Source organism: Amycolatopsis nalaikhensis (assembly GCF_030264295.1).
GTDB classification, from domain to species: Bacteria; Actinomycetota; Actinomycetes; order Mycobacteriales; family Pseudonocardiaceae; genus Amycolatopsis; species Amycolatopsis nalaikhensis.
This window is the reverse complement of the sequence record NZ_CP127173.1, coordinates 3,602,495-3,621,787: the sequence shown is the minus strand read 5'-3', so window position 1 is coordinate 3,621,787 and position 19,293 is coordinate 3,602,495. Positions and strand designations below refer to the sequence as shown.

Genomic DNA, 19,293 nt, shown 5'->3' with positions numbered 1-19,293 from the left:
GCTATGCCCGCCCTTTCCGGTGACAAGATCCGCGCCCGGCTCGACGCCGCGCGCCTGTACCTGTGCACGGACGCCCGCACGGCCCGCGGCGACCTGGCCGCGTTCGCCGACGCGGCGCTGTCCGGCGGCGTCGACATCATCCAGCTGCGCGACAAGACCGGCGGCGCCCCGCTGGAAGCCGCGGCCGAGATCGCGGCCTTGGAGGTCCTGGCGGAGGCGTGCGCCCGCCACGGCGCGCTGCTGTCGGTGAACGACCGGGCCGACGTCGCGCTGGCGGTCGGCGCGGACGTCCTCCACCTCGGCCAGGACGACATCCCGGTGTCCCTGGCCCGCCGCGTCCTCGGTGACGACGTCGTGATCGGCCGCTCGACGCACTCGGTCGAGCAGGCGTCCGCCGCCGCGGCGGAGCCGGGCGTGGACTACTTCTGCACGGGCCCGTGCTGGCCGACCCCGACCAAGCCGGGCCGCTCGGCGCCCGGTCTGGACCTGGTCCGCGCGACGGCCGCCGCGGCACCCGAACGCCCGTGGTTCGCGATCGGCGGCATCGACGTCCCCCGGCTGCCGGAGGTGCTCGCGGCCGGCGCGTCCCGGATCGTGGTGGTCCGCGCGATCACCGAGGCCGAGGACCCCGCCGCGGCCGCCCGCGAACTCCGGTCCCACCTGACCTGACGAACGTCACGGGGTCGTGGTCGGGGCGACCTTGCTGGTCGGCGGGGTGGTCGTCGCCGGGGCCGAGGTCGACGGCTGCTGCGTCGTCGTGCTCGGGGTCGTCGTCGGCGACTCCGTCGTGGTCGTCGGCGCGGTCGAGGTTTCCGTCGGCGTCGTGGTCGTCTCGGTCGGGGACACCTGGGTGTCCTCGGTGCCGGTCGTCGGCGTCGTCGACGGGGCCGGGTCGGTCTTACCGCCGCCGTTGCCGAAGATCTTGCCGATGCTCGTGCCCGTGCCGCCGCCGATCTGGGTGCCCGTCGCCGACTCGAAGCCGACGATCGCCAGGATCGCCACCGCGAACGCCGCCACGCTCGTGCCGATGATCAAGGGCCAGCGCAGTTTCCGCAGCCGTGACGGCTGTTCCTCCGGTTTGGTCAGCTGGACGGTCGGCTGGTCGGTGATCGGTATTTCGGATTCGACGGAGCCGCGCCGCCGGATGCCCGACGTCGCCAGGGCCCGCGCCTTCAGCGCCGCTTCACGCGTGCGTTGCAGCGAGCGCAGGTACAGCTCGCTGCCGACCGTCGACACCACGCTCGCCACGCCGGCGCCGACGACCGTGCCCGCCACGCCGAGCGTCGATCCGAGCAGCGCCGCGGTCACCGCCGCCAGCGCCGCCGCCAGCACCTGCGCGATCCGCAGGCCCGGCTTCTCTTCCTTCGCCCCCGAAGTTTCCTTCTCCTCGCTCATGATCCCGATCTAGGTAGTCCGGCTTCTCCCCTTGTCCAACGTTGAAGGCGCGCGAGGGACTCCCCGCGTTGCCCCGGCGTGAGGAGCACCACTCCCACTGTCCACAATAGACACTCCGAACCTGATGTTTTCTTGACATACTCGGCACATGGAACTGGTGACGATCACTGACATCGAGGCCGCCGCGGAGCGCGTCCGAGGTGTCGCCGTGCGCACGCCCCTGGTGCTCCAGACGTGGGATCCCCGCGGCACCCTGTGGCTCAAACCCGAAAGCCTGCAACCGATCGGCGCGTTCAAGGTGCGCGGGGCGTTCAACGCGATCGCCACCTTGGACGACGACCGGCGGGCACGCGGGGTCATCGCGTACTCGAGCGGCAACCACGCGCAAGCGGTCGCCTACGCGGCGCAGCGGTTCGGGGTCCCCGCGGTGATCGTCGTGCCGGACATCGCGCCGCGGATCAAGGTCGAGGCGACCCGTTCGTACGGCGCCGAGGTGATCGAGGTGCCGATCGGCGACCACGAGGCCAAAGCGCACGAACTGGCCGCCGAACGCGGGCTGACCCTCGTCGCCCCCTTCGACGACGCGGCGATCATCGCCGGGCAGGGCACGGCGGGCCTCGAGATCGCCGAGGACCTCCCCGACGTCGAGGTCGTGCTGGTGCCGGTGAGCGGCGGCGGGCTGGCCGCGGGGGTCGGCACGGCGATCAAGGCGCGTTGCCCGCGGGCGCGCGTGATCGGCGTCGAACCGGCACTGGCGGCGGACACGGCCGAGGGCCTGCGGCTCGGCCGCCGGGTCGACTGGCCGATGGCGGACCGCGCCCGCACGATCGCCGACGGCCTGCGCGCGCAGCCGTCCGAGCTGACGTTCGCCCACCTGCGGAAGGTGGTCGACGACATGGTGACGGTGACCGAGGACGAGATCCGCGCCGCGATGCGCACGCTGGCCACGAAGGCTCGCCTAGTGGCGGAGCCGAGCGGCGCGGTGACGACGGCGGCGTACCTCAACCACGCGGCCGAGCTGCCGGAGGGCCGAACGGTCGCGATCGTCTCAGGCGGCAACGCGGACCCGGCCCTGTTCGCCGAGGTCCTGGCCTGAAGCGCCCCAATGTGGCCTTCGGTGCGTCAGACGCAACGAAGGCCGCCTTGGGTGCGTCAGACGCAACCAAGGCCACATTGGGGCGCTTGGGGCCGTCAGTCTCCGGCGACCGGGGCTCCGCGGCGGACGTGCGTTGGTGGGCCCTCCACTCCGCAGTGGTAGCACTCGCCCAGGTGGGGGCACTCGTCCTCGTCCGGCGCGGGCGTCGACGGCGGTTCGAGGACGCCGTTGTGGATGCCCAGGGCGATCAGCCCGCCCGCGATCGCCAGCGCCGCACAGATGACCAGCGCGATCCGCCAGCCCGCGGTGAGCGCGACGGGGTCGGCGTACGACTCGCCGGTCAGCCCGGCCGCCGCGGGCAGCACCGCCACCGCCAGCAGGCCGCCCGAGCGCGCGATCGCGTTGTTGACGCCGGACGCCACCCCGGCGTAGCGGTCGGGGGCCGCGGCGAGCACCGTCGCCGTCACCGGGGCGACGACGATCGCCAGGCCGAGCCCGAACACCACGACCGCGGGCAGCACCGTGCCGAGGTAGGACGCGCCGGGTGCGATGCGCAGCATCAGCAGCATCCCGGCGCCCACCACGATCGGCCCCACCACCAGCTGCAGGCGCGGGCCGATGCGCTGGGCCAGCGCGCCCGAACGGCCCGACAGCAGCAGCATGATCACCGTCAGCGGCAGCCCGGCCAGCCCGGACGCCGTCGGCGAGTAGTGCAGCGACACCTGCAGCTGCATGACCAGCAGCATCATCACCCCGCCGAGCGCCGCGTAGACGACGAACGTCAGCGCGTTGGACAGCGTGAACGTCCGGTCGCGGAACAGCGAAGGCGGCACGAGCGGCTCGCGCGAGCGGTGCTGGACGAAGACGAACGCGGCCAGCCCCGCGATCCCGGCCAGGCCCGCGACCAGCACGATCGGGTCGCCGACGCCACGCGTCGGCGCCTCCACCAGCGCGCCGGTGACACCGGCGAGGCCGATCGCGCCCAGCGCGGCGGCGCCGAAGTCCGGGTGCCCGGTCGCGTCCTCGTCGCGGGACTCGGGGACGTACTTGCGCGCCATCAGCACCACGGCGACCGCGATCGGCACGTTGATCAGGAACGCCAGCCGCCACGACCAGACCTGGACGAGGAAGCCGCCGAGCAGCGGCCCGGCGGCGGCCGCGATGCCGCCGAGGCCGGACCAGGCGCCGATCGCGCGGGCGCGGGCGTCGTGCGCGAACGACGACTGGAGGATCGCGAGCGACCCCGGGGTCAGCAGCGCGCCGCCGATCCCCTGCAGGATCCGCGTCGCGACGAGCATCTCGGTCGACGTCGCCGCGGCGCACAGCCCCGAAGCCACCCCGAACCAGACGACGCCGACCAGGTACGTGCGGCGCCTGCCGTACCGGTCGCCGAGCGAACCGGCGACGAGGATCAGCGCGGCGAGCGCGAGCATGTAGCCGTCGAGGATCCACTGGAGGCCGGCGACGGAGGCGTTCAGCTCGGCGCCGATGCGGGGCAGCGCGACGTTGACGATCGTGCCGTCGAGCATCGCCATGCCGGACCCGAGGATGGTGGTGGCGAGCACGCCGCGGGCGGCGTGCGTCCCCCACCGGATGCCGGTGTCTTCGATTCCCGTCACGTGCTTACGGCAGCAGCGTCGTGACGAACTTGTACCGGTCGCCGCGGTAGATCGCGCGCGCGAACTCGACCGGCTTGCCGTCCGTCGCGAACGAGTGCCGCGTCAGCATCAGCACCGGCATGCCGACGTCCGCGCCGAGCATCTCCGCCTCCTGCGGGCCCGCGAGCGACGTCTCGATCGTCTCTTCCGCGCGCTCGAGTTCGACGCCGTAGTGCTCGCGTAGAACGGCGTACAACGACCCGCCCGCGGAAACGTGCTTGCGCAGCCCGCGGAATCGGCCGAGCGGCAGGTGCGTCGTCTCCAGCGCCATCGGCTGCGAGTCGGCGAGTCGAAGCCGTCGAAGGCGAAGAATTTTCGCACCAGTGCGGATTCCCAGCAGCTTCGCGAGGTCGCCCTCGACCGGCAGCTCGTCGACTTCCAGCAGCTTCGACGACGGCTTCAGGCCCTGCTTGCGCATGTCCTCGGTGTAGGAGGACAACTGCAGCCGCTGCGCCAGCTTCGGCTCCGCCGCGAACGTGCCTTTTCCCTGCACCCGGTGCAGACGGCCCTCCGCGGTGAGGTCGGCCAGCGCCTGGCGCACGGTGGTGCGGGAGACCGTGAACTCGCCGGCGAGCGCGCGCTCGGTCGGGATCGGCGACCCGGGCGGCAGCACGTCCAGGAGGTCGAGGAGGTGCTGTTTCAGTGCCCAGTACTTGGGCTCGCGCTGCCCGCGCATCCCGGCGACGGCGCCCGCCTCGCCCGTGGTGGTGGTCTCCAACATGCCCGACTCCCTATGTCTTCCCTCATCGCACGCCACGTCCCCGTAAGAAACGTACCCTTTTCCCCAAACGCGCCGCCCCACTAACATTGGTCTAGACCTGACCGACGCCGCCTGAGTCCGGTACATAATGCCGGAGGTGGAGAGGAAAATGATGACCGAACAACGGCCCGGCGAGCACATGGCCGCGGAGATCGCCCAGCAGCCGGACGTCCTGGCGGGACTGGTCGAGCGTCAGGCGGAAATCGCCAGGGTGGCGGAAAAGATCTCACAACGCCCTCCGCGCTTCGCTTTGCTCGCCGCGCGTGGATCGAGTGACCACGCAGCGTTGTACGCGAAATACCTGATCGAGGTACTGCTCGGCCTTCCGGCTGGTCTGGTTTCCCCGTCCACGGCGACGCTGTACGGCGCGCGGCCCGATCTGCGGGACGTGCTGTTCGTCACGGTCAGCCAGAGCGGTGGTTCCCCCGACCTGATCGAGGTGACCGAAACCGCGCGGCGCCAGGGCGCGCTGACGGTGTCGGTCACCAACACCCCGGACTCGCCGCTGCGGGCGGCGTCCGAGCTCGGCGTCGACATCGGCGCCGGTGTCGAGAAGGCGGTCGCGGCGACCAAGACGTACTCCGCGACGCTGATGGCGCTCTACCTGCTGATCGACGCCGTGCGCGGCGGCAAGGCGGCCGACGCCGAGAAGATCGGCGAACTGGCGCAGCAGACGCTCGACGGCGCCGCCGAAGGCGTCCAGCGCGCGGTCGACCGGTACCGCTTCGTGGACCGCGTCCTCACCACCGGCCGCGGTTACTCCTACGCGAGCGCGCTCGAAGGTTCGCTCAAGCTCGCCGAGACCAGCTACCTCGCCGCCCGCGCGTACAGCGGCGCGGACCTCCTCCACGGCCCGGTCGCGGCGGTCGACGGCGAGACCGCGGTGCTCGCGGTGACCAGCAAGGGTCAGGGCGGGCAGGCCATGCACGAGGTGCTCGAGGCCGTCGGCAAGCGCGGCGCGGACGTCCTCGCGGTCGGTTCCGCCGCCGCCGAAATGCCCGCGGCGCTGCGGATCGACGTCGCCCCGACGGTCGAGGAGCTCGCGCCGATCCTGGAGATCCTGCCGATCCAGCGGATCGCGCTCGGCCTGTCGCTCGCCCGCGGCGGCGACCCGGACAGCCCGCGCGGCCTGCTCAAGGTGACCAAGACCCGGTGACCTTCGCGATCGGCGTCGACGCCGGCGGCACGTCGACCAGGGCCGCACTGGTCGACGCCACCGGCGTCGTGCTGGGTACCGGACGAGGCGGCGGCGCCAACCCCAACGCGCACGCGCCCGACGTCGCCGCGGGCCGGATCGCCGACGCGATCACCGCGGCGCTCGGCACGCACGACCCCGGCGCCGTGCGCGCGTGCGTCGTCGGCATGGCGGGCGTCAGCAAGCTGAGCGACCCGGCGGTCGCGGCGGTGTTCGACGCGGCGTGGGCGCGGATCGGGCTCGCCGGCGTGGTCCGGACCGTGGCCGACGCCGAAGTGGCGTACGCGTCGGCGACGTCGGCGCCGGACGGGACGGTCCTGGTCGCCGGCACCGGTTCCATCGCGGGCCGGATCCGCAAGCGGCGGCTCGCGGGCACGGCGGGCGGCTACGGCTGGCTGCTCGGCGACGAAGGGTCCGCGTTCTGGCTCGGCCGCGAAGCCGTCCGTTCCACTTTGGAGGCACTCGGGCGCGGCCTGCCGCTGGACGGCCTGCCGTCGGCGGTCCTGTCCGCCGCACTCGGACCGTCCGGTTTGGACGTCCGGACCGACGCCGACCGGCTGGCGGCGTCCCGCTCCCTCATCACGACGGCCAACGCCGAAGCACCGGTGCGGCTCGCGCGGTTCGCCCCGCTGGTGAGCGCGGCGCACGACGCGGGCGAGCCCGCCGCCCGCGAAATCGTCGCCCGCGCGGCCGAACTCCTCGTCGCGAACGCGCTCGCCGCGCGCGAGCCCGGTGAGCGGACGCCGGTCGTGCTCGTCGGCTCGGTGCTCACCGGAGACAGTCCGGTCGGCGCGCTCGTGCGCCGCGGATTGTCCGGCCTCGAGGTGCTGACCAGCTCGGATGGCGTGCTCGGGGCGGCCTGGCTCGCCGCCGTCGACGCGTTCGGCGAGGGGGTGCCGAGACCGCGCGCGGAAGCAATCTGAGCAAAACGCGTCGCGAAGACGTCAAAACGTCGACTGAACCGGCCTAGTCCGGGTACCGTAGGCGTTGGCCCCCGGACCCTCCCCCCTCGCCGGGGGCCGCCTTATGTCCCGGGTACGTCGTCCGAGCTCGGTTCGGGCGCCAGGCGCAGGCCGGGGTGCTCCGGCGGCAACGCCCGGTAGAGCACCCAGCCACTGACCGCGACGGTCAGCGCGACCAGCGGCCACGAAAGCACCGTGCGGGCCACGCCGAGCGCGATCACCTGGCCGGACCACCACAGCAGGCCGTAGACGGCGACGCGCAGCGTGTACTGGCCGAACACCCACACCCAGCTGGCCCGCGAGTAGGCCTTCAGCAGCACGGGGTCGCGGCGCCAGCGCGTCTTCTGGCCGAGCACCAGCCCGACGACGACGCCGAGCAGCGGCCACCGGATCACGATGCTCGCCGCCCACAGCAGCGCGCTGGCCACATTGGACATCAGCTGCAGCAGGAAGAAGTCCTGGGCCCGGCCAGTGTGCAGGGCGATCAGCGCGGCGGCGACGACGGCGGCGAGGCTGACGACCAGCGCGCGCACCTTCCCGCCGCGCGCGATCCGGTAGGCCCCGAGCGCGACGGCGACCGCGATGGCGGCGCCGGCACCCCAGGCGATGGACTGACCGGCCGCGAGCCAGCCGACGACGAAGCCGACCGGCGGGATGCTGGCGTCGAGCGCGCCCCGGCGGCCGCCGAGGATCTGGGCGAGCGACTCACGGGGTTCTCCGGACACGTGTCCAGACTGCCGGATTCGCGCCGGGAGGCCCCGACCGGGGAGATCTTCGCCACATCGGGCGCCGGGTTTCACTCCGAGTGTGCTGTTTCACGGCATGCCGAAGGTGAAGACTGCGTAATACGGAAGCGCGGAAGACCGACTAGATAAGACACTGTTACCGCAGGCTGAACCCGAGGTGATGGTGTGCGCATCGTGGGGGTGCGGCCCGATTGGTTAGTTGGGGTGTACAACTACATGTCGGGGTGTGTCGGTCGCAGGACGGGAAGGGGACCCAACGTGTACGGATTCGACAGCTATGTGGCGCTCGGTGACAGCTTCACCGAGGGACTCAACGACGAGCTGCCGGACGGCTCGTTCCGCGGCTGGGCCGACCGGCTGGCGGAGATCCTGGCGGCGGGCCGGAGCGACTTCCGGTACGCGAACCTGTCGCTGCGCGGCAAGATGATCGACGAGATCATGGACGAGCAGCTCCCGATCGCGTTGGAGCTGAAGCCGGACCTGGTGACACTGTGCGCGGGCGGCAACGACATCATCGTCCCGGGCGCGGACGTGGACGCGGTGGCGGAGCGCTTCGAAGAGGGCGTCGCCAAGCTGCGCGCGGCCGGCATCCCGGTATTGATCTTCAACGGGCCGGACACGAAGGTGCTGTCGGTGATGTCGGTGCTCCGCGGCAAGGTCGCGATCTACAACACGCACCTGTGGGGGATCGCCGAGCGCCACGGAGCCCGGATGGTGGACCTGTGGACGATGGGTCCGCTGCACGACCGCCGAGCCTGGAGCGACGACCGGCTGCACTTCTCACCCGAGGCGCACCGGCGGATCGCGTTGAAGTCGGCTGAAGTGCTGGGGATCCCGGTCGAGGGTGACTGGCGGGAGCCGTGGCCGCTGGAGGAGGCGCCTTCGCGGTGGATCGACTCGCGGCGGTCGGATTTGACGTGGACGAAGGTGCACCTGCTGCCGTGGATCCGGCGGCAGCTTCGGGGTGAGTCCATGGGGGACGGGCTCTCGCCCAAGCGGCCTCAGCTCGCTCCCCTGCTGCCGTTGGAGGTTCTCGACGTGCCGGACACTGCTCGGCAGCAGCAGGCCAGCTGAGTTTCTCCCCTCCCGCCTGCTTTGTTGCTGTGAAGGCCACCTTCAGGATGCCCTGACGGTGGCCTTCACGGCATTTGGCGTGCCCGGCCTTCTTGCGGCGTGCGGGCGGCCTCGGCGAGGCTCGCACGACCCAGCAACCCTCACCCACGACACCCGACCGCCGGCACGGGCCGCGGACTACCGCATCCGACCTCGCGGCGGCCGCGGGTCGCCTGAGGTCGTGAATGAGTCATTCAGGACACTCGGCCCGCCGGTGCGGGCGGGACTGCCACGCCTGACCGCGCCGTGCTGCGGGGCAGGCGGTCCGGCGAGGTCGCGAATGAGTCATTGGGGACCGCCGACGTCCCGAATGACCCATTCGCGACGCTTACGAGCGCCACCTCCGACGGAAAGTGCCCACCCGATCACAACCCCGCCAGTTGTCCACATGTCGACTTGCCTGGGGACAACTTGTGGACCACCACCCCGTTCCGGCTCGCCAACCCGCCCCACCCGGCTTACAGTCCCCTTATGTCCGGTGGTCGGCGCTGGATCCTGGTGGTCCCGATCGCGGTGCTCGTCACAGCGCTGCTGGCGGGCGTTGTCACCTGGGCACAATCCGGCAGCATCCAGCGCAACCTCGCCGCCGACGCCCAGACCGCCCTCGCCGCCGCGGGCCTCCCCCAAGGCAACGTCACCTTCGACGGCCGGGACGCCACCCTCAGCGGCTTCCCGCCCGGCCAGGCCCTGCGCGCCCTCGACATCGTGCAGAACCTCGACGGTGTCCGGGCCGCCAAGCTCGAAGGCGACGTCACCCCGGTCACCAGCGCGCCGCCGACCACGAGCGCGCCGCCCAGTTCCAGCTCCGCCACTCCGCCCCCGACCACCACGACCACCGCGCCGCCGCCCACGGACAAAGCCGGCGTTCAGGCCGAAATCGACCGGATGCTCACCGAAGCGCCGATCACCTTCGTGCCCGACACCGCCAAGCTCACCCCCGAAGGCGAGCAGGCCGCCCGCAGCGTCGCCATCGCCCTCGCCAAGGCTCCGGAGACCTTCAAGTACCGCGTCACCGGCCACGTCGCCCGCGGGCCCGGTGGCGAGAGCGCCGCTCTCAAACTCTCCCGGGACCGCGCCAGGGCCGTCGCGCGGATCCTCACCGCCAACGGGCTGGCGGCCAAGCGCGTGACCTACCGGGGGCTGGGCGACACCCGGCCGGCCACCGGCGGGGAAGAAGACCGGCGCGTCGAAATCACCGTCGTCTGAAGGGGTGAGCGAGCATGGTGTGGCTGTTCGGGCAGATCTGGCTGTGGCTGATCATCGCCTTCGCGCTCGGCGCGCTCACCTCGTGGCTCCTCCTGCGGGCCACGCAGCACCGCCCCCACGCCGAACCCGAACCGGAACCGCGGCACGAACCCGAAGCCGTGCCCGAACCGCTGGCCGCCGAGCAGACGCAGTTCATCCCCGCCGCCTGGGCGCAGCAAGCGCCGCACGAGCCCGAACCGGCCGAGGACGACGACGTGCCCGAGCCCGTCGGACACCGCGAAGGCCACCTTCCCCTTCCACCGCAACGCGGGGTGGAGGCCGAAGACTGGCCCACCGAGGAAGAACCGGCCTGGCCCGAGAGCGAAGAGGCCGCCCCGCAGTGGCCGCAGCAGCCTGGGCGCGGTGGCTGACACCCATCCTGGTAAATTCGGCTACGCACTGTGAGCGAAGGCTGAGGAGGGGGTGGCGTGGCGCTCCCCCATTGGACGTCGCAGCAGGTCCTGCCGCCGGGCCGCCACGCCTGCGACCTCGCCGACGTCTACGAACGCCTGGTCTTCGACGCCCCGCACCAGAACGAACGCGAGATCCTCTTCAGCGCGCTCAACAGCTACCTCGGCGTCGCCCGGCGGATCATGCCGTCCGGCCGCGCCTGGATCGGCGGCGAGCTCATCACCCGGACCGCCCACCCGCCGCGCGGCCTCGACGTCGTCCTCATCCCGGACGAGTGGGGCGCCCTCAAGCGGCTCGACGACGCCGGCCGCTCGGCGCTCTACGGCCTGCTCACCCTGCGCGGCGTGATCGTCGGGCAGCCCGCGATGTACCTCGACCAGGTGCAGCCGGTCGGCGGCATGCTGGACGGCTTCCTCTGCCGTCCCGGCGACGAAGACGTCTGGGCCGAGGTCTGGGGCGACGGCGGCAGGGGCTACCCGGAGATGATCTGGTGAGGAACGAGTTCCGGCGCATCGCCGACGAGATCCCCGGCGGCACGTGGCTCGACGACCTCGCGCGCGCGTCGGCGATGGCGGCGAACGCCAAGTTCGAGCGGACGTCCCGCTCACCGCTGCTGCACGTCTCGGTGATCGGCGAGCAGACCATCGACGCCTACACCTTCTCCGACATCAGCCGCGCGCTCCAGGACGCCACGGCCAAGATCGGGCACATCATCCGGAACCCCTCCGGCGAGGTCACCCAGGTCCAGCAGGCCGACCGCGACAAGGCGCCGCTGATCCAGCGTGGCCAGGCGGGCAACGCGATCTTCTTCGGCTTCCCCGAGCCGGTCGCCGACGACGCCCTGATCATCGACGGCATCGAGACGCTGTCGGAGCGGGCGGTGAAGGAGCTCTGCGACTTCCTGCCCGCGAACGGCTCCGACGACGGCGCGCTCGACGCCGTCCTCCTGCAGCGCGACACCGTCCGCAACGCCGTCAGCGACATCGTCAACGCCGTCGCGAAGAACGCCGGCATCGGCATGGCGCTGACGCCGACGTCGGGCGAGCAGGTCACCCGGAGCATGACGACCGAGCAGGCGCGGATCCTGCAGGGCAGCCTGCGGGAGTCGCGCGAGGCGGTCGGCTACGAGACGGTCCGGGGGCGGCTCGACGGCGTCCGCACCCGGCGCCGCATCTTCTACCTCGACCGCGAGTCGGGCGGGACCATCCAGGGCGCGGTGGCGCCGGATCTGCTCGACCAGATCAAGGAGAACCTCGACCGCCCGGTGACCGCGCGGCTGCGCGTCGTGCGCACGACGACGATCGACGGCCGTCGCGGCCGTCCCGTTTTCGAGCTCCTCGAAATCACGCCCGAAGTGAGCTTGTTCGACTGAGAAGTCCGGTATCCGACTTTCGTCGGGAACGGTGTTACCGACGGTCGTCGTAGGCCTCACAGCGGTGCCGGGATGTCCGTACGGTATTTACGATACCCGCTGCGAGGTCGCCAAACCGCCTCGCGAACAGTGGGAACTCCGATATTCTTCCCATTGATCACCGGGCCACACCCTGCGCGCGATGTCAGGAAATACCGATACCCGGCGCGAAATGGTGGGACAATGACTTTTTCCAGAATGTAACAATTTCGTTCGCGGGCACTCTTATGGGTTAACGTCGTCGCACTCCCACCCGAAGGGGCCCGCATGATGACCGACCCGCAGTACCCGCCGACCACCGCGCGCCACGGCCGTCCCGCGCCGCCGGTGACGGCCACGGAGCGTCGTCAAGCCAACGCGAAGCCCGGCCGCAACTTCCTCGCGATCATCGCGCTGGTGCTCGGCGTGGCCGCGGTGGCCGTCGCGTTCGTCCCGGACATCGGGATCGTCGCGTGGCCGCTGGGCGGGATCGGGCTCGTGCTGGCGGTCATCGGGTTGGTCCAGGTCAAGAAGGGCACCGTGGGCGACCGCGGCCTGGCGATCACCGCGACCGTCGTCGCGGTCGCCGCGCTGCTGACGAGCGCCGGGCTGCTGCTGTACTCGACGTTCCTCGGCGGCGGCGAGTCCGGGCTGCACCTGCCGGCGGTGGCCGGCGACAAGCACACCGTGGTCTTCGAGGTCACCTCGGCCGGCGGCGCCACCGTGCGTTACGGCAGCCTGTCGGACCAGCGCACCGAAAACGCGCCGGCCAGCACGGACGCGTGGCGGGGCCAGGCCTCCTACAACAATGGCTCGTACCTGTTGACGCTCACCGCGGACACCCGCAATTCGAACGTCAACAACGAAATCAGCTGCGCCATTTCCGTCGACGGCAAGAAGGTCGCGGAAAACAGCGGGACGACGATCGCGCTCTGCACGGCCAACGTGGGCTGAACGAGCCTGGCGACCGGCCGGCCTACCCCCACGTCGGCCGGCCGGGCCGCCACGAGCCGCTCCTGGCGGCTCCCGGCCCCGCGGCGGTTTCCCGCGCGGGGCCCGGCGCCGGCGTCTCAGCCTGCCCCTCCCCTAGGGCTCTGCCGGCACCGCCGAACCTACGCGGCGCGGCGACGCGGACACTAAGAATCCACTAAGGATTGACCGTTGCCGCCCGGTCGTGACCCATTCGCAACCGAATTCCTCTCCACAAATCCGGCCGACCGGCGCGGAGTTGTCGCAGTTCGAATGCGCGGGAAAACCGTCACCGCAGTTCGGCGAGTTCGGCGCGCACTTCACCGACGAGCTTCGGGTGCACGCGCTCGTAAATGCGCACGGACAACGCGAGCTGTTCCCGCGCGCCGTCGATGTCGCCCCGCGCACGCAGCACCCGGCCGAGCGTCAGCCGCAGCGCGCCCTCCCGCGCGACGAACTCGCGGCTGATCGCGAGGTCGATCGCCTCCCAGACGTAGCGCCCGGCCGCCTCGAGGTCCCCGGCGCGCAGGCTGAGTTCGGCCAGCTTGCCGAGCGAGACGACGACCCGGTCGTCGTCGCCGAGTTCGCGGTCGACCGCGAGGCCGGCGGCCTGGTGGGTGATCGCGTCCGCCAGCAGGCCGGCCCGCTTCTCCGCCTGCGCGCAGCTGCTGAGCGCCTGCCCGCGCAGGGTGGCGTCCCGCGCCTCCGCGACGGCCTTGGCCAGCCGGGCGATCGCCTTCTCGTGCTCGCCGAGGCGGCTCAGCGCGCGGCCGAGGTGCAGGTCGGCCGAGGTGACCAGCCGCTCGTCGCCGAGCCCGGCGGACAGCTCGGCCGCGCGTTCGGCGTCGGCGAGCCCGAACCCGGGCAGCTCGAAGACCAGCGCGATCTCGCACCGCGCCAGCAGCAGCCAGCACTGCCCGGCGACGTCGCCCGCGGCTTCGGCGGCGACGACGCCGAGGTCGGCCATCCGCGTCCACTCGTCGAGCAGCGGGCAGGCGACGCGGTAGGCGTGCGCGAGCCGGGCCAGCCGCCAGACGTCGTCGTGGCGGCCCGCGGCGTACGCGGCGTCGAGCACGGCGAGGAGGTTCGGCCACTCCGCCGCGAACCAGTCCTGCGCCCGCGCGACGCTGTCCAGCGGCGGCATCACGTCGTCGGCGAGCACCCCGGCGAAGTCGAGCGGGTCGACGACCGGACCCAGGCGGCGCCGCGCCCGGTCGGCCACGGCTTGGTAATAGCGGACCGTCCAGCCGAGCGCCTCGTCGCGCTCCTTCTCACCGAGCTCCTGCTCCGCGAGCTCGCGCAGGTAGAGCCAGACGAGGTCGTGCGGGACGAAGACGTCACGGGCGGTCTCGGTGATGAGGTTGTGCGCGGCGAGGGCGCGCAGCCGACGTCGCGCCTCGGCCACCGGGATCTGCGCGACCGCGGCCATCACGTGCGGCCCGACCAGCACCCCGGGCACGGCCCCCAGCTGCAGGAACGTCTCGGCGATCTCGTCGGGCAGGCCGCGGAAGGAGACGTCGAAGGCCGCGCGCACGCCGTCGTCGGCGCCGTCGACCTGCAGGCCGGCCAGCCGGGTGCGCTCGTTGCCGAGCTCGTCGACCAGCTCCTCGGCGGTGCGCTGCGCGCTCGCGGAAAGCCGCGCGCCCGCGATCCGCAGGGCGAGCGGGAGGTAGCCGCAGAGCCGCGCGAGGGCGTGGTTGAGCGCGGCCGGGCCGGCGAGCTCCTCGATGAGCTGGACGGCGTCGTCCGGCGCGAGGGTGCCGAGGACACGCCGCTTGGCCGCGTTCGACACGGCGAGGCCGTCGAGGCGGGACCGGCTGGTCACGACGGTCATCGTCCGCGAGCTCGGCGGCAGCAACGGGCGCACCTGCTCGGCGGTGCGGGCGTCGTCGAGCAGCACGAGCATCCGCCGCCCGGCGATCAGCGACCGGTACAGCGCGACGCGTTCGTGCAGCAGTTCGGGGATCTTCGCGGTGTCGACGCCGAGGCCGAGCAGGAACTGCGTGAGCAGCTCGGCGGCCTCCAGCGGCGGGTGGTGCGGGTCGAAGCCCCGCAGGGAGGCGAAGAGGACGCCGTCGGGGAACCGCCGCGCGACGCGGTGCGCCCACCAGACGACGAGCGTGCTCTTCCCGACCCCGGCGGTCCCGGTGACGACGGCGATCGTCGTCTCCCCGGCTTCGGCGCGGGTGACGAGGCTGTCGAGCCAGGCGAGTTCGTCGGCGCGCCCGGCGAGGCTCGGCACGGCGGCGGGCAGCTGCGAGATGGCCTTGCCGGCCGGTTCGGCGACGACGGCGTCCCGCGCGGGGAGGTCGTCGTTGAGGACGCGTTCGTGCAGCCACCGCAGCTCGGCCCCGGGCTCGACACCGAGGGTGCGGAGGGTGGCGCGCGAGACGGTCCGATAGAGCTCGAGCGCGTCCCCGCGGCGCCCGGCGTGGTAGAGGGCACGCATGAGCTGGCCCGCGGTCCGTTCGGCGAGCGGATCGGCCCGCACGATCGGGCTGAGCTCGACGATCAGTTCGGCGTGCCGCCCGAGGTCGAGATCGGCGTCGACACGGGCACCGTGCACGGCGAGGCGGAGGTCTTCGAGTTCGGGCGCGCGCAGGGAGTCGGGCACGCCGCCGAGCACGGGGCCCTGCCAGAGCGAGAGGGCCTCGGCCAGCAGGCTCGCGGCGGTCTCCGGCGAGGCGAGAGAGGCGCGGTCGAGCAGCGCCCGGGCGCGGTGGACGTCGATCCGATCGGGGTCGACGTCCAGGCGGTAGCCGGGCGGGGTGGTGAGGATGCTCGGGCCGTCGATCTCGCGCAGGACCCGCCGCAGGTGCGAGACGTTGCCGTGCACGATGGTCCGGGCGGTGGCGGGCGGATCGTGGCCCCAGAGGGCATCGATGATCTCGTCGAGTGCGACGACTTTGCCGGGCTTCAAGGCGAGGAGGGCGAGCAGGCCGCGGACAGCGGGACCCCCGATGGGGACGGGCGTGTCGCCGTCGAAGAGCTGGACGGGCCCGAGCAGCTGGAACCGGGTTTCGGCCATGCTCGCGCCCACCTCCCCGGGGTCCACGGTAACCCGGCGTCTCCCTCGCCGGAAAAATCAACCTACCGTGAGCGCCCGCTGACGAATACCACCCTGTCGGGCACTCCGGAGGGCTGACACCAGGAGGTTTGGTGGCTCTGCGGATTCCGCAGGCCGGGGTCGGGTGGGGTGCGATGTCGGGAGGGTGGGTTCGCGGCGGGCCGGCGGGGTCGCGAATGACTCATTCGCGACGCTGGCGGTCCCCAATGCCCCATTCGCGACAGGGGTGCTCGCGGCTGCGGCCGGGCCGGGGGCGCTGAGGCGGGGTGCTTTGGCGGGCCATGACTTGCGCCGGGCGCAGGCCGGGGCGCTGGAGCCGGGCCGGAGGCGCGAGCCGCGGCACGGCTGCGGCCGGGGTCGCGAATGACTCATTCGCGACGCTGGCGGTCTCCAATGACCCATTCGCGACACCAACGCCCGCGGAGCCAGACTGGGGCCAGACATGACACGACCCCGCACCATCGGTCCCGATCCGCTGGTGCGGGGTCGTGCTGAATCTCCGGCCGGGCCGCCAGGGGGCGCGGTCCGCCCGCCGTCTCAACCGAGGACCGGGCGGGTGGGCTCACCCCGAGCGAAGCACCCGCCGCCGGTCTTCCGCGAAGACGTCTGTTGCGCGGGCCACACGCCCGCGCGGTGGCGACACGGTAACAAAGCGCACCGAAGCCGTCACCGGCGGGCCCACGTGGCTCCCCTCAGCGCGAGATCGGCGTCGAGTCGCGGCCCGCGATGAACGCCGGGCGGGGCGCCGTCGCCGCGAACGGCTCCTCCAGTGCGTTCTCCACGCTGTTGAACACCAGGAAGATGTTCGAGCGCGGGTACGGCGTGATGTTGTTGCCCGACCCGTGCATGATGTTCGAGTCGAACCACAGCGCCGAGCCCGCCTGGCCGGTGAACTGGTCGATGCCGTACTCGGCCGCCATCTTGGTGATGTCGTCCTCGCTCGGCACGCCCACCCGCTGGTCCTTGAGCGAGCTCTTGTAGTTGTCCTCCGGCGTCTCGCCCGCGCACTGGACGAACGTCCGGTGCGAGCCCGGCATGATCATCAGGCCGCCGTTGAACGGGTAGTTGTCCGTCAGCGCGATGGAGCAGCTGACCGCGCGCGGGGTCGGCATGCCGTCCTCCGCGTGCCAGGTTTCGAAGTCCGAGTGCCAGTAGAACCCGGTGCCCTTGAACCCGGGCATGTAGTTGACGCGGCTCTGGTGGATGTACACCTCGGAGCCGAGCAGCTGACGGGCCCGGTCCAGCACGCGCGGGTCGCGCACCAGCTCGGCGATCAGGTCCGAGATCTCGTGGACGTCGAAGATCGACCGGACCTCACCGGTCTTCGCCTCGGTGATCACCCGCTCGTCCTTGGCGAGCTCCTCGTCGGTGGACAGCCGCACCAGTTCCTGCCAGTACGTCTGCACTTCCCCGACGGAGAGCATGTCTTCGACCACGGTGTAACCCTTGGTCTCGTGGTTCGCCAGGGTGGCGGCGTCGATCGGGCCGTCGGCCTCGGTACCCCACACGGTGGGGTGCACGCGCGGCAGGTGGGCCGGCGTACCGGTGATCCGGGTCGGGTAACCGTCGTCGACCCGGGTGTCCGTCAGCGTCACGGGCTTCGCCTCCTGTTTTCCTCTCCGGTGTTTACGCGTCCTCGGTGACCAGCGGGTACACGCCGTTCTCGTCGTGCACCTCGCGACCGGTCACCGGGGGGTTGAACACGCACACGCACTTGATCTCGGTCTTCGGCCGGACCTGGTGCTTGTCGTGGTCGTTGAGCAGGTACAGCGTGCCGGGCTTGAGCTCGTACACCTTGCCGGTGGCCAGATCCTCGATCTCGCCCTCGCCGGAGGTGATGAACACCGCCTCGATGTGGTTGGCGTACCAGAAGTCGTTGACCGTCCCCGCGTACAGCGTGGTCTCGTGCACCGAGAAGCCGACGCCCTCCTTGGCCAGGATGATGCGCTTGCTGCGCCAGTTCGGGGTCTTGATGTCGGCGTCGGTGTCGGTGATCTCGTCGAGCGTGCGGACGAGCACGTGGTACTCCTTTACTTGAGGACGGCCTTGACGGACTCGTCGATGATGGACAAGCCCTGCGTCAGCTCGTCGTCGGTCAGGGTCAGCGGCGGCAGCAGCTTCATGACTTCGCCGTCGGGACCCGAGGTTTCCATCAACAGGCCGCGCGCAAACGCTTCCGCGCACACGCGTCCGGCGAGGTCGCCGTCGGTGAACTCGATGCCGCGCGCCAGGCCGCGGCCCTTCGCGACGAGGTTCGCTTCCGGGTACGCCTCGACGATGCCGGTGAACGCGCTGGCGATGCGCTCGCCCTTGGCCTTGGTCGACTTCTCGAGCTCGTCGTCGCTCCAGTAGACGTCGATGGCTTCCTTGGCGGTGACGAACGCCGGGCTGATGCCGCGGAAGGTGCCGTTGTGCTCGCCCGGCTCCCAGACGTCCAGCTCCGGCTTGATCAGCGTCAGCGCCATCGGGATGCCGTAGCCGCCGATGGACTTCGACAGGCAGACGATGTCCGGCTTGATCCCGGCGTCCTCGAAGGAGAAGAACGGCCCGGTGCGGCCGCAGCCCATCTGGACGTCGTCGAGGATCAGCAGGATGCCGTGGCGCTTGCAGAGGTCGTCGAGGCCCTTCAGCCACTCCAGGCGCGCGGCGTTGATGCCGCCTTCGCCCTGCACGCCTTCGACGATCACCGCGGCCGGCTCGTTGAGCCCGCTGCCGGAGTCTTCGAGGAGCTTCTCGAAGTACAGGAAGTCCGGCATCGCGCCGTCGAAGTACTTGTCGTACGGCATCGGGGTGGCGTGCACCAGCGGGACGCCGGCGCCGCCGCGCTTCATCGAGTTGCCGGTGACCGACAACGCGCCCAGCGTCATGCCGTGGAAGGCGTTGGTGAAGTTGATGACCGCTTCCTTGCCGGTCACCTTGCGCGCCAGCTTCAGCGCCGCCTCGACGGCGTTCGCGCCGCCCGGCCCGGGGAACACGACCTTGTAGCCGAGCCCGCGCGGGTCGAGGATCTTGTCGCGGAAGGTCTGCAGGAAGTCGCGCTTGGCCACGGTGAACATGTCGAGCGCGTGGGTGACGCCGTCGCGCTGGATGTAGTCGATCAGCGCCTGCTTGAGCGCCGGGTTGTTGTGCCCGTAGTTCAGCGCGCCGGCCCCGGCGAAGAAGTCCAGATAGGGCTTTCCGCTCTCGTCGTACAGCCAGCTGCCCTGCGCGCGGTCGAACACGACCGGCCAGCCGCGGCTGTAGCTGCGGACCTCGGATTCGAGCTCTTCGAAGATGCTCATGACGT

General features: G+C 71.5%; 18 protein-coding genes. 10 read left to right on the top strand and 8 right to left on the bottom strand.

Translation table 11 applies throughout. The features are described from left to right. Nucleotides 1-3 precede the first annotated feature (3 nt). On the top strand, nucleotides 4-669 hold the full coding sequence (gene thiE, locus QP939_RS17995; RefSeq protein ID WP_285457941.1) for a thiamine phosphate synthase: 666 nt from the start codon (nucleotides 4-6) through the stop codon (nucleotides 667-669). A gap of 6 nt (nucleotides 670-675) precedes the next feature. Here thiE and QP939_RS17990 read toward each other — a convergent pair whose 3' ends face one another. Beyond that, nucleotides 676-1,395 carry a hypothetical protein gene (locus QP939_RS17990; protein ID WP_285457940.1) on the bottom strand — a complete coding sequence of 240 codons (720 nt, stop codon included), beginning with the start codon at nucleotides 1,393-1,395 and terminating at the stop codon, nucleotides 676-678. 148 nt (nucleotides 1,396-1,543) lie between these two features. On the opposite strand from QP939_RS17990, the gene QP939_RS17985 reads away from it, so the two are divergent. After that, entirely contained in the window at nucleotides 1,544-2,491 is a 948-nt protein-coding gene (locus tag QP939_RS17985; protein WP_285457939.1) for a threonine ammonia-lyase, read from the top strand. A 95-nt stretch (nucleotides 2,492-2,586) separates the two neighbouring features. Here QP939_RS17985 and QP939_RS17980 read toward each other — a convergent pair whose 3' ends face one another. Beyond that, a complete protein-coding gene (locus QP939_RS17980; RefSeq protein WP_285457938.1) occupies nucleotides 2,587-4,110 on the bottom strand; it encodes an MFS transporter in 1,524 nt (507 codons plus the stop codon). 4 nt (nucleotides 4,111-4,114) lie between these two features. Next, on the bottom strand, nucleotides 4,115-4,870 hold the full coding sequence (locus tag QP939_RS17975) for a GntR family transcriptional regulator (RefSeq protein ID WP_285457937.1): 756 nt from the start codon (nucleotides 4,868-4,870) through the stop codon (nucleotides 4,115-4,117). A 148-nt stretch (nucleotides 4,871-5,018) separates the two neighbouring features. Here QP939_RS17975 and QP939_RS17970 point away from each other — a divergent pair, with 148 nt between their 5' ends. Together QP939_RS17970 and QP939_RS17965 are read left to right on the top strand one after the other, a co-directional pair. After that, nucleotides 5,019-6,065, top strand: a complete 1,047-nt coding sequence (locus QP939_RS17970) for an SIS domain-containing protein (RefSeq protein ID WP_285459777.1) — start codon at nucleotides 5,019-5,021, stop codon at nucleotides 6,063-6,065. Then, entirely contained in the window at nucleotides 6,062-7,027 is a 966-nt protein-coding gene (locus QP939_RS17965) for an N-acetylglucosamine kinase (RefSeq protein ID WP_285457936.1), read from the top strand. The genes QP939_RS17970 and QP939_RS17965 overlap by 4 nt, the downstream gene beginning before the upstream one ends. Nucleotides 7,028-7,128: 101 nt before the next feature. Here the strand turns inward: QP939_RS17965 and QP939_RS17960 are convergent, their stop codons facing one another. After that, a complete protein-coding gene (locus QP939_RS17960; RefSeq protein WP_285457935.1) occupies nucleotides 7,129-7,791 on the bottom strand; it encodes a DUF3159 domain-containing protein in 663 nt (220 codons plus the stop codon). 279 nt (nucleotides 7,792-8,070) lie between these two features. On the opposite strand from QP939_RS17960, the gene QP939_RS17955 reads away from it, so the two are divergent. The 6 genes from QP939_RS17955 (at nucleotide 8,071) to QP939_RS17930 (ending at nucleotide 12,925) form a co-directional block, all read left to right on the top strand. Further along, the gene (locus QP939_RS17955; RefSeq protein ID WP_285457934.1) at nucleotides 8,071-8,886 is read left to right on the top strand and encodes an SGNH/GDSL hydrolase family protein; all 816 of its coding nucleotides are present in this window, start codon (nucleotides 8,071-8,073) and stop codon (nucleotides 8,884-8,886) included. Nucleotides 8,887-9,396: 510 nt separating this feature from the next. Then, nucleotides 9,397-10,131, top strand: coding sequence for an OmpA family protein (locus tag QP939_RS17950; protein ID WP_285457933.1), 735 nt, complete (start codon nucleotides 9,397-9,399; stop codon nucleotides 10,129-10,131). 14 nt (nucleotides 10,132-10,145) lie between these two features. Continuing rightward, complete coding sequence (locus QP939_RS17945) at nucleotides 10,146-10,541, top strand: hypothetical protein (RefSeq protein ID WP_285457932.1); 396 nt, start codon at nucleotides 10,146-10,148, stop codon at nucleotides 10,539-10,541. Nucleotides 10,542-10,598: 57 nt separating this feature from the next. Continuing rightward, entirely contained in the window at nucleotides 10,599-11,075 is a 477-nt protein-coding gene (locus tag QP939_RS17940; RefSeq protein ID WP_285457931.1) for a DUF6932 family protein, read from the top strand. Next, a complete protein-coding gene (locus QP939_RS17935; protein ID WP_285457930.1) occupies nucleotides 11,072-11,953 on the top strand; it encodes a hypothetical protein in 882 nt (293 codons plus the stop codon). The genes QP939_RS17940 and QP939_RS17935 overlap by 4 nt, the downstream gene beginning before the upstream one ends. 306 nt (nucleotides 11,954-12,259) lie before the next feature. Beyond that, a complete protein-coding gene (locus QP939_RS17930; protein ID WP_285457929.1) occupies nucleotides 12,260-12,925 on the top strand; it encodes a DUF4190 domain-containing protein in 666 nt (221 codons plus the stop codon). Nucleotides 12,926-13,229: 304 nt separating this feature from the next. Here the strand turns inward: QP939_RS17930 and QP939_RS17925 are convergent, their stop codons facing one another. The 4 genes from QP939_RS17925 to ectB form a co-directional block, all read right to left on the bottom strand. Beyond that, a complete protein-coding gene (locus QP939_RS17925) occupies nucleotides 13,230-15,968 on the bottom strand; it encodes an AfsR/SARP family transcriptional regulator (RefSeq protein WP_285457928.1) in 2,739 nt (912 codons plus the stop codon). Between the two features lie 731 nt (nucleotides 15,969-16,699). Then, nucleotides 16,700-17,602: an ectoine hydroxylase gene (gene thpD / locus QP939_RS17920; RefSeq protein WP_285457927.1), complete on the bottom strand. Its 903-nt coding sequence runs from the start codon at nucleotides 17,600-17,602 to the stop codon at nucleotides 16,700-16,702. Between the two features lie 31 nt (nucleotides 17,603-17,633). After that, entirely contained in the window at nucleotides 17,634-18,026 is a 393-nt protein-coding gene (locus tag QP939_RS17915; RefSeq protein WP_285457926.1) for an ectoine synthase, read from the bottom strand. Between the two features lie 11 nt (nucleotides 18,027-18,037). Then, complete coding sequence (ectB, locus tag QP939_RS17910; protein WP_285457925.1) at nucleotides 18,038-19,288, bottom strand: diaminobutyrate--2-oxoglutarate transaminase; 1,251 nt, start codon at nucleotides 19,286-19,288, stop codon at nucleotides 18,038-18,040. Nucleotides 19,289-19,293: the final 5 nt, after the last annotated feature.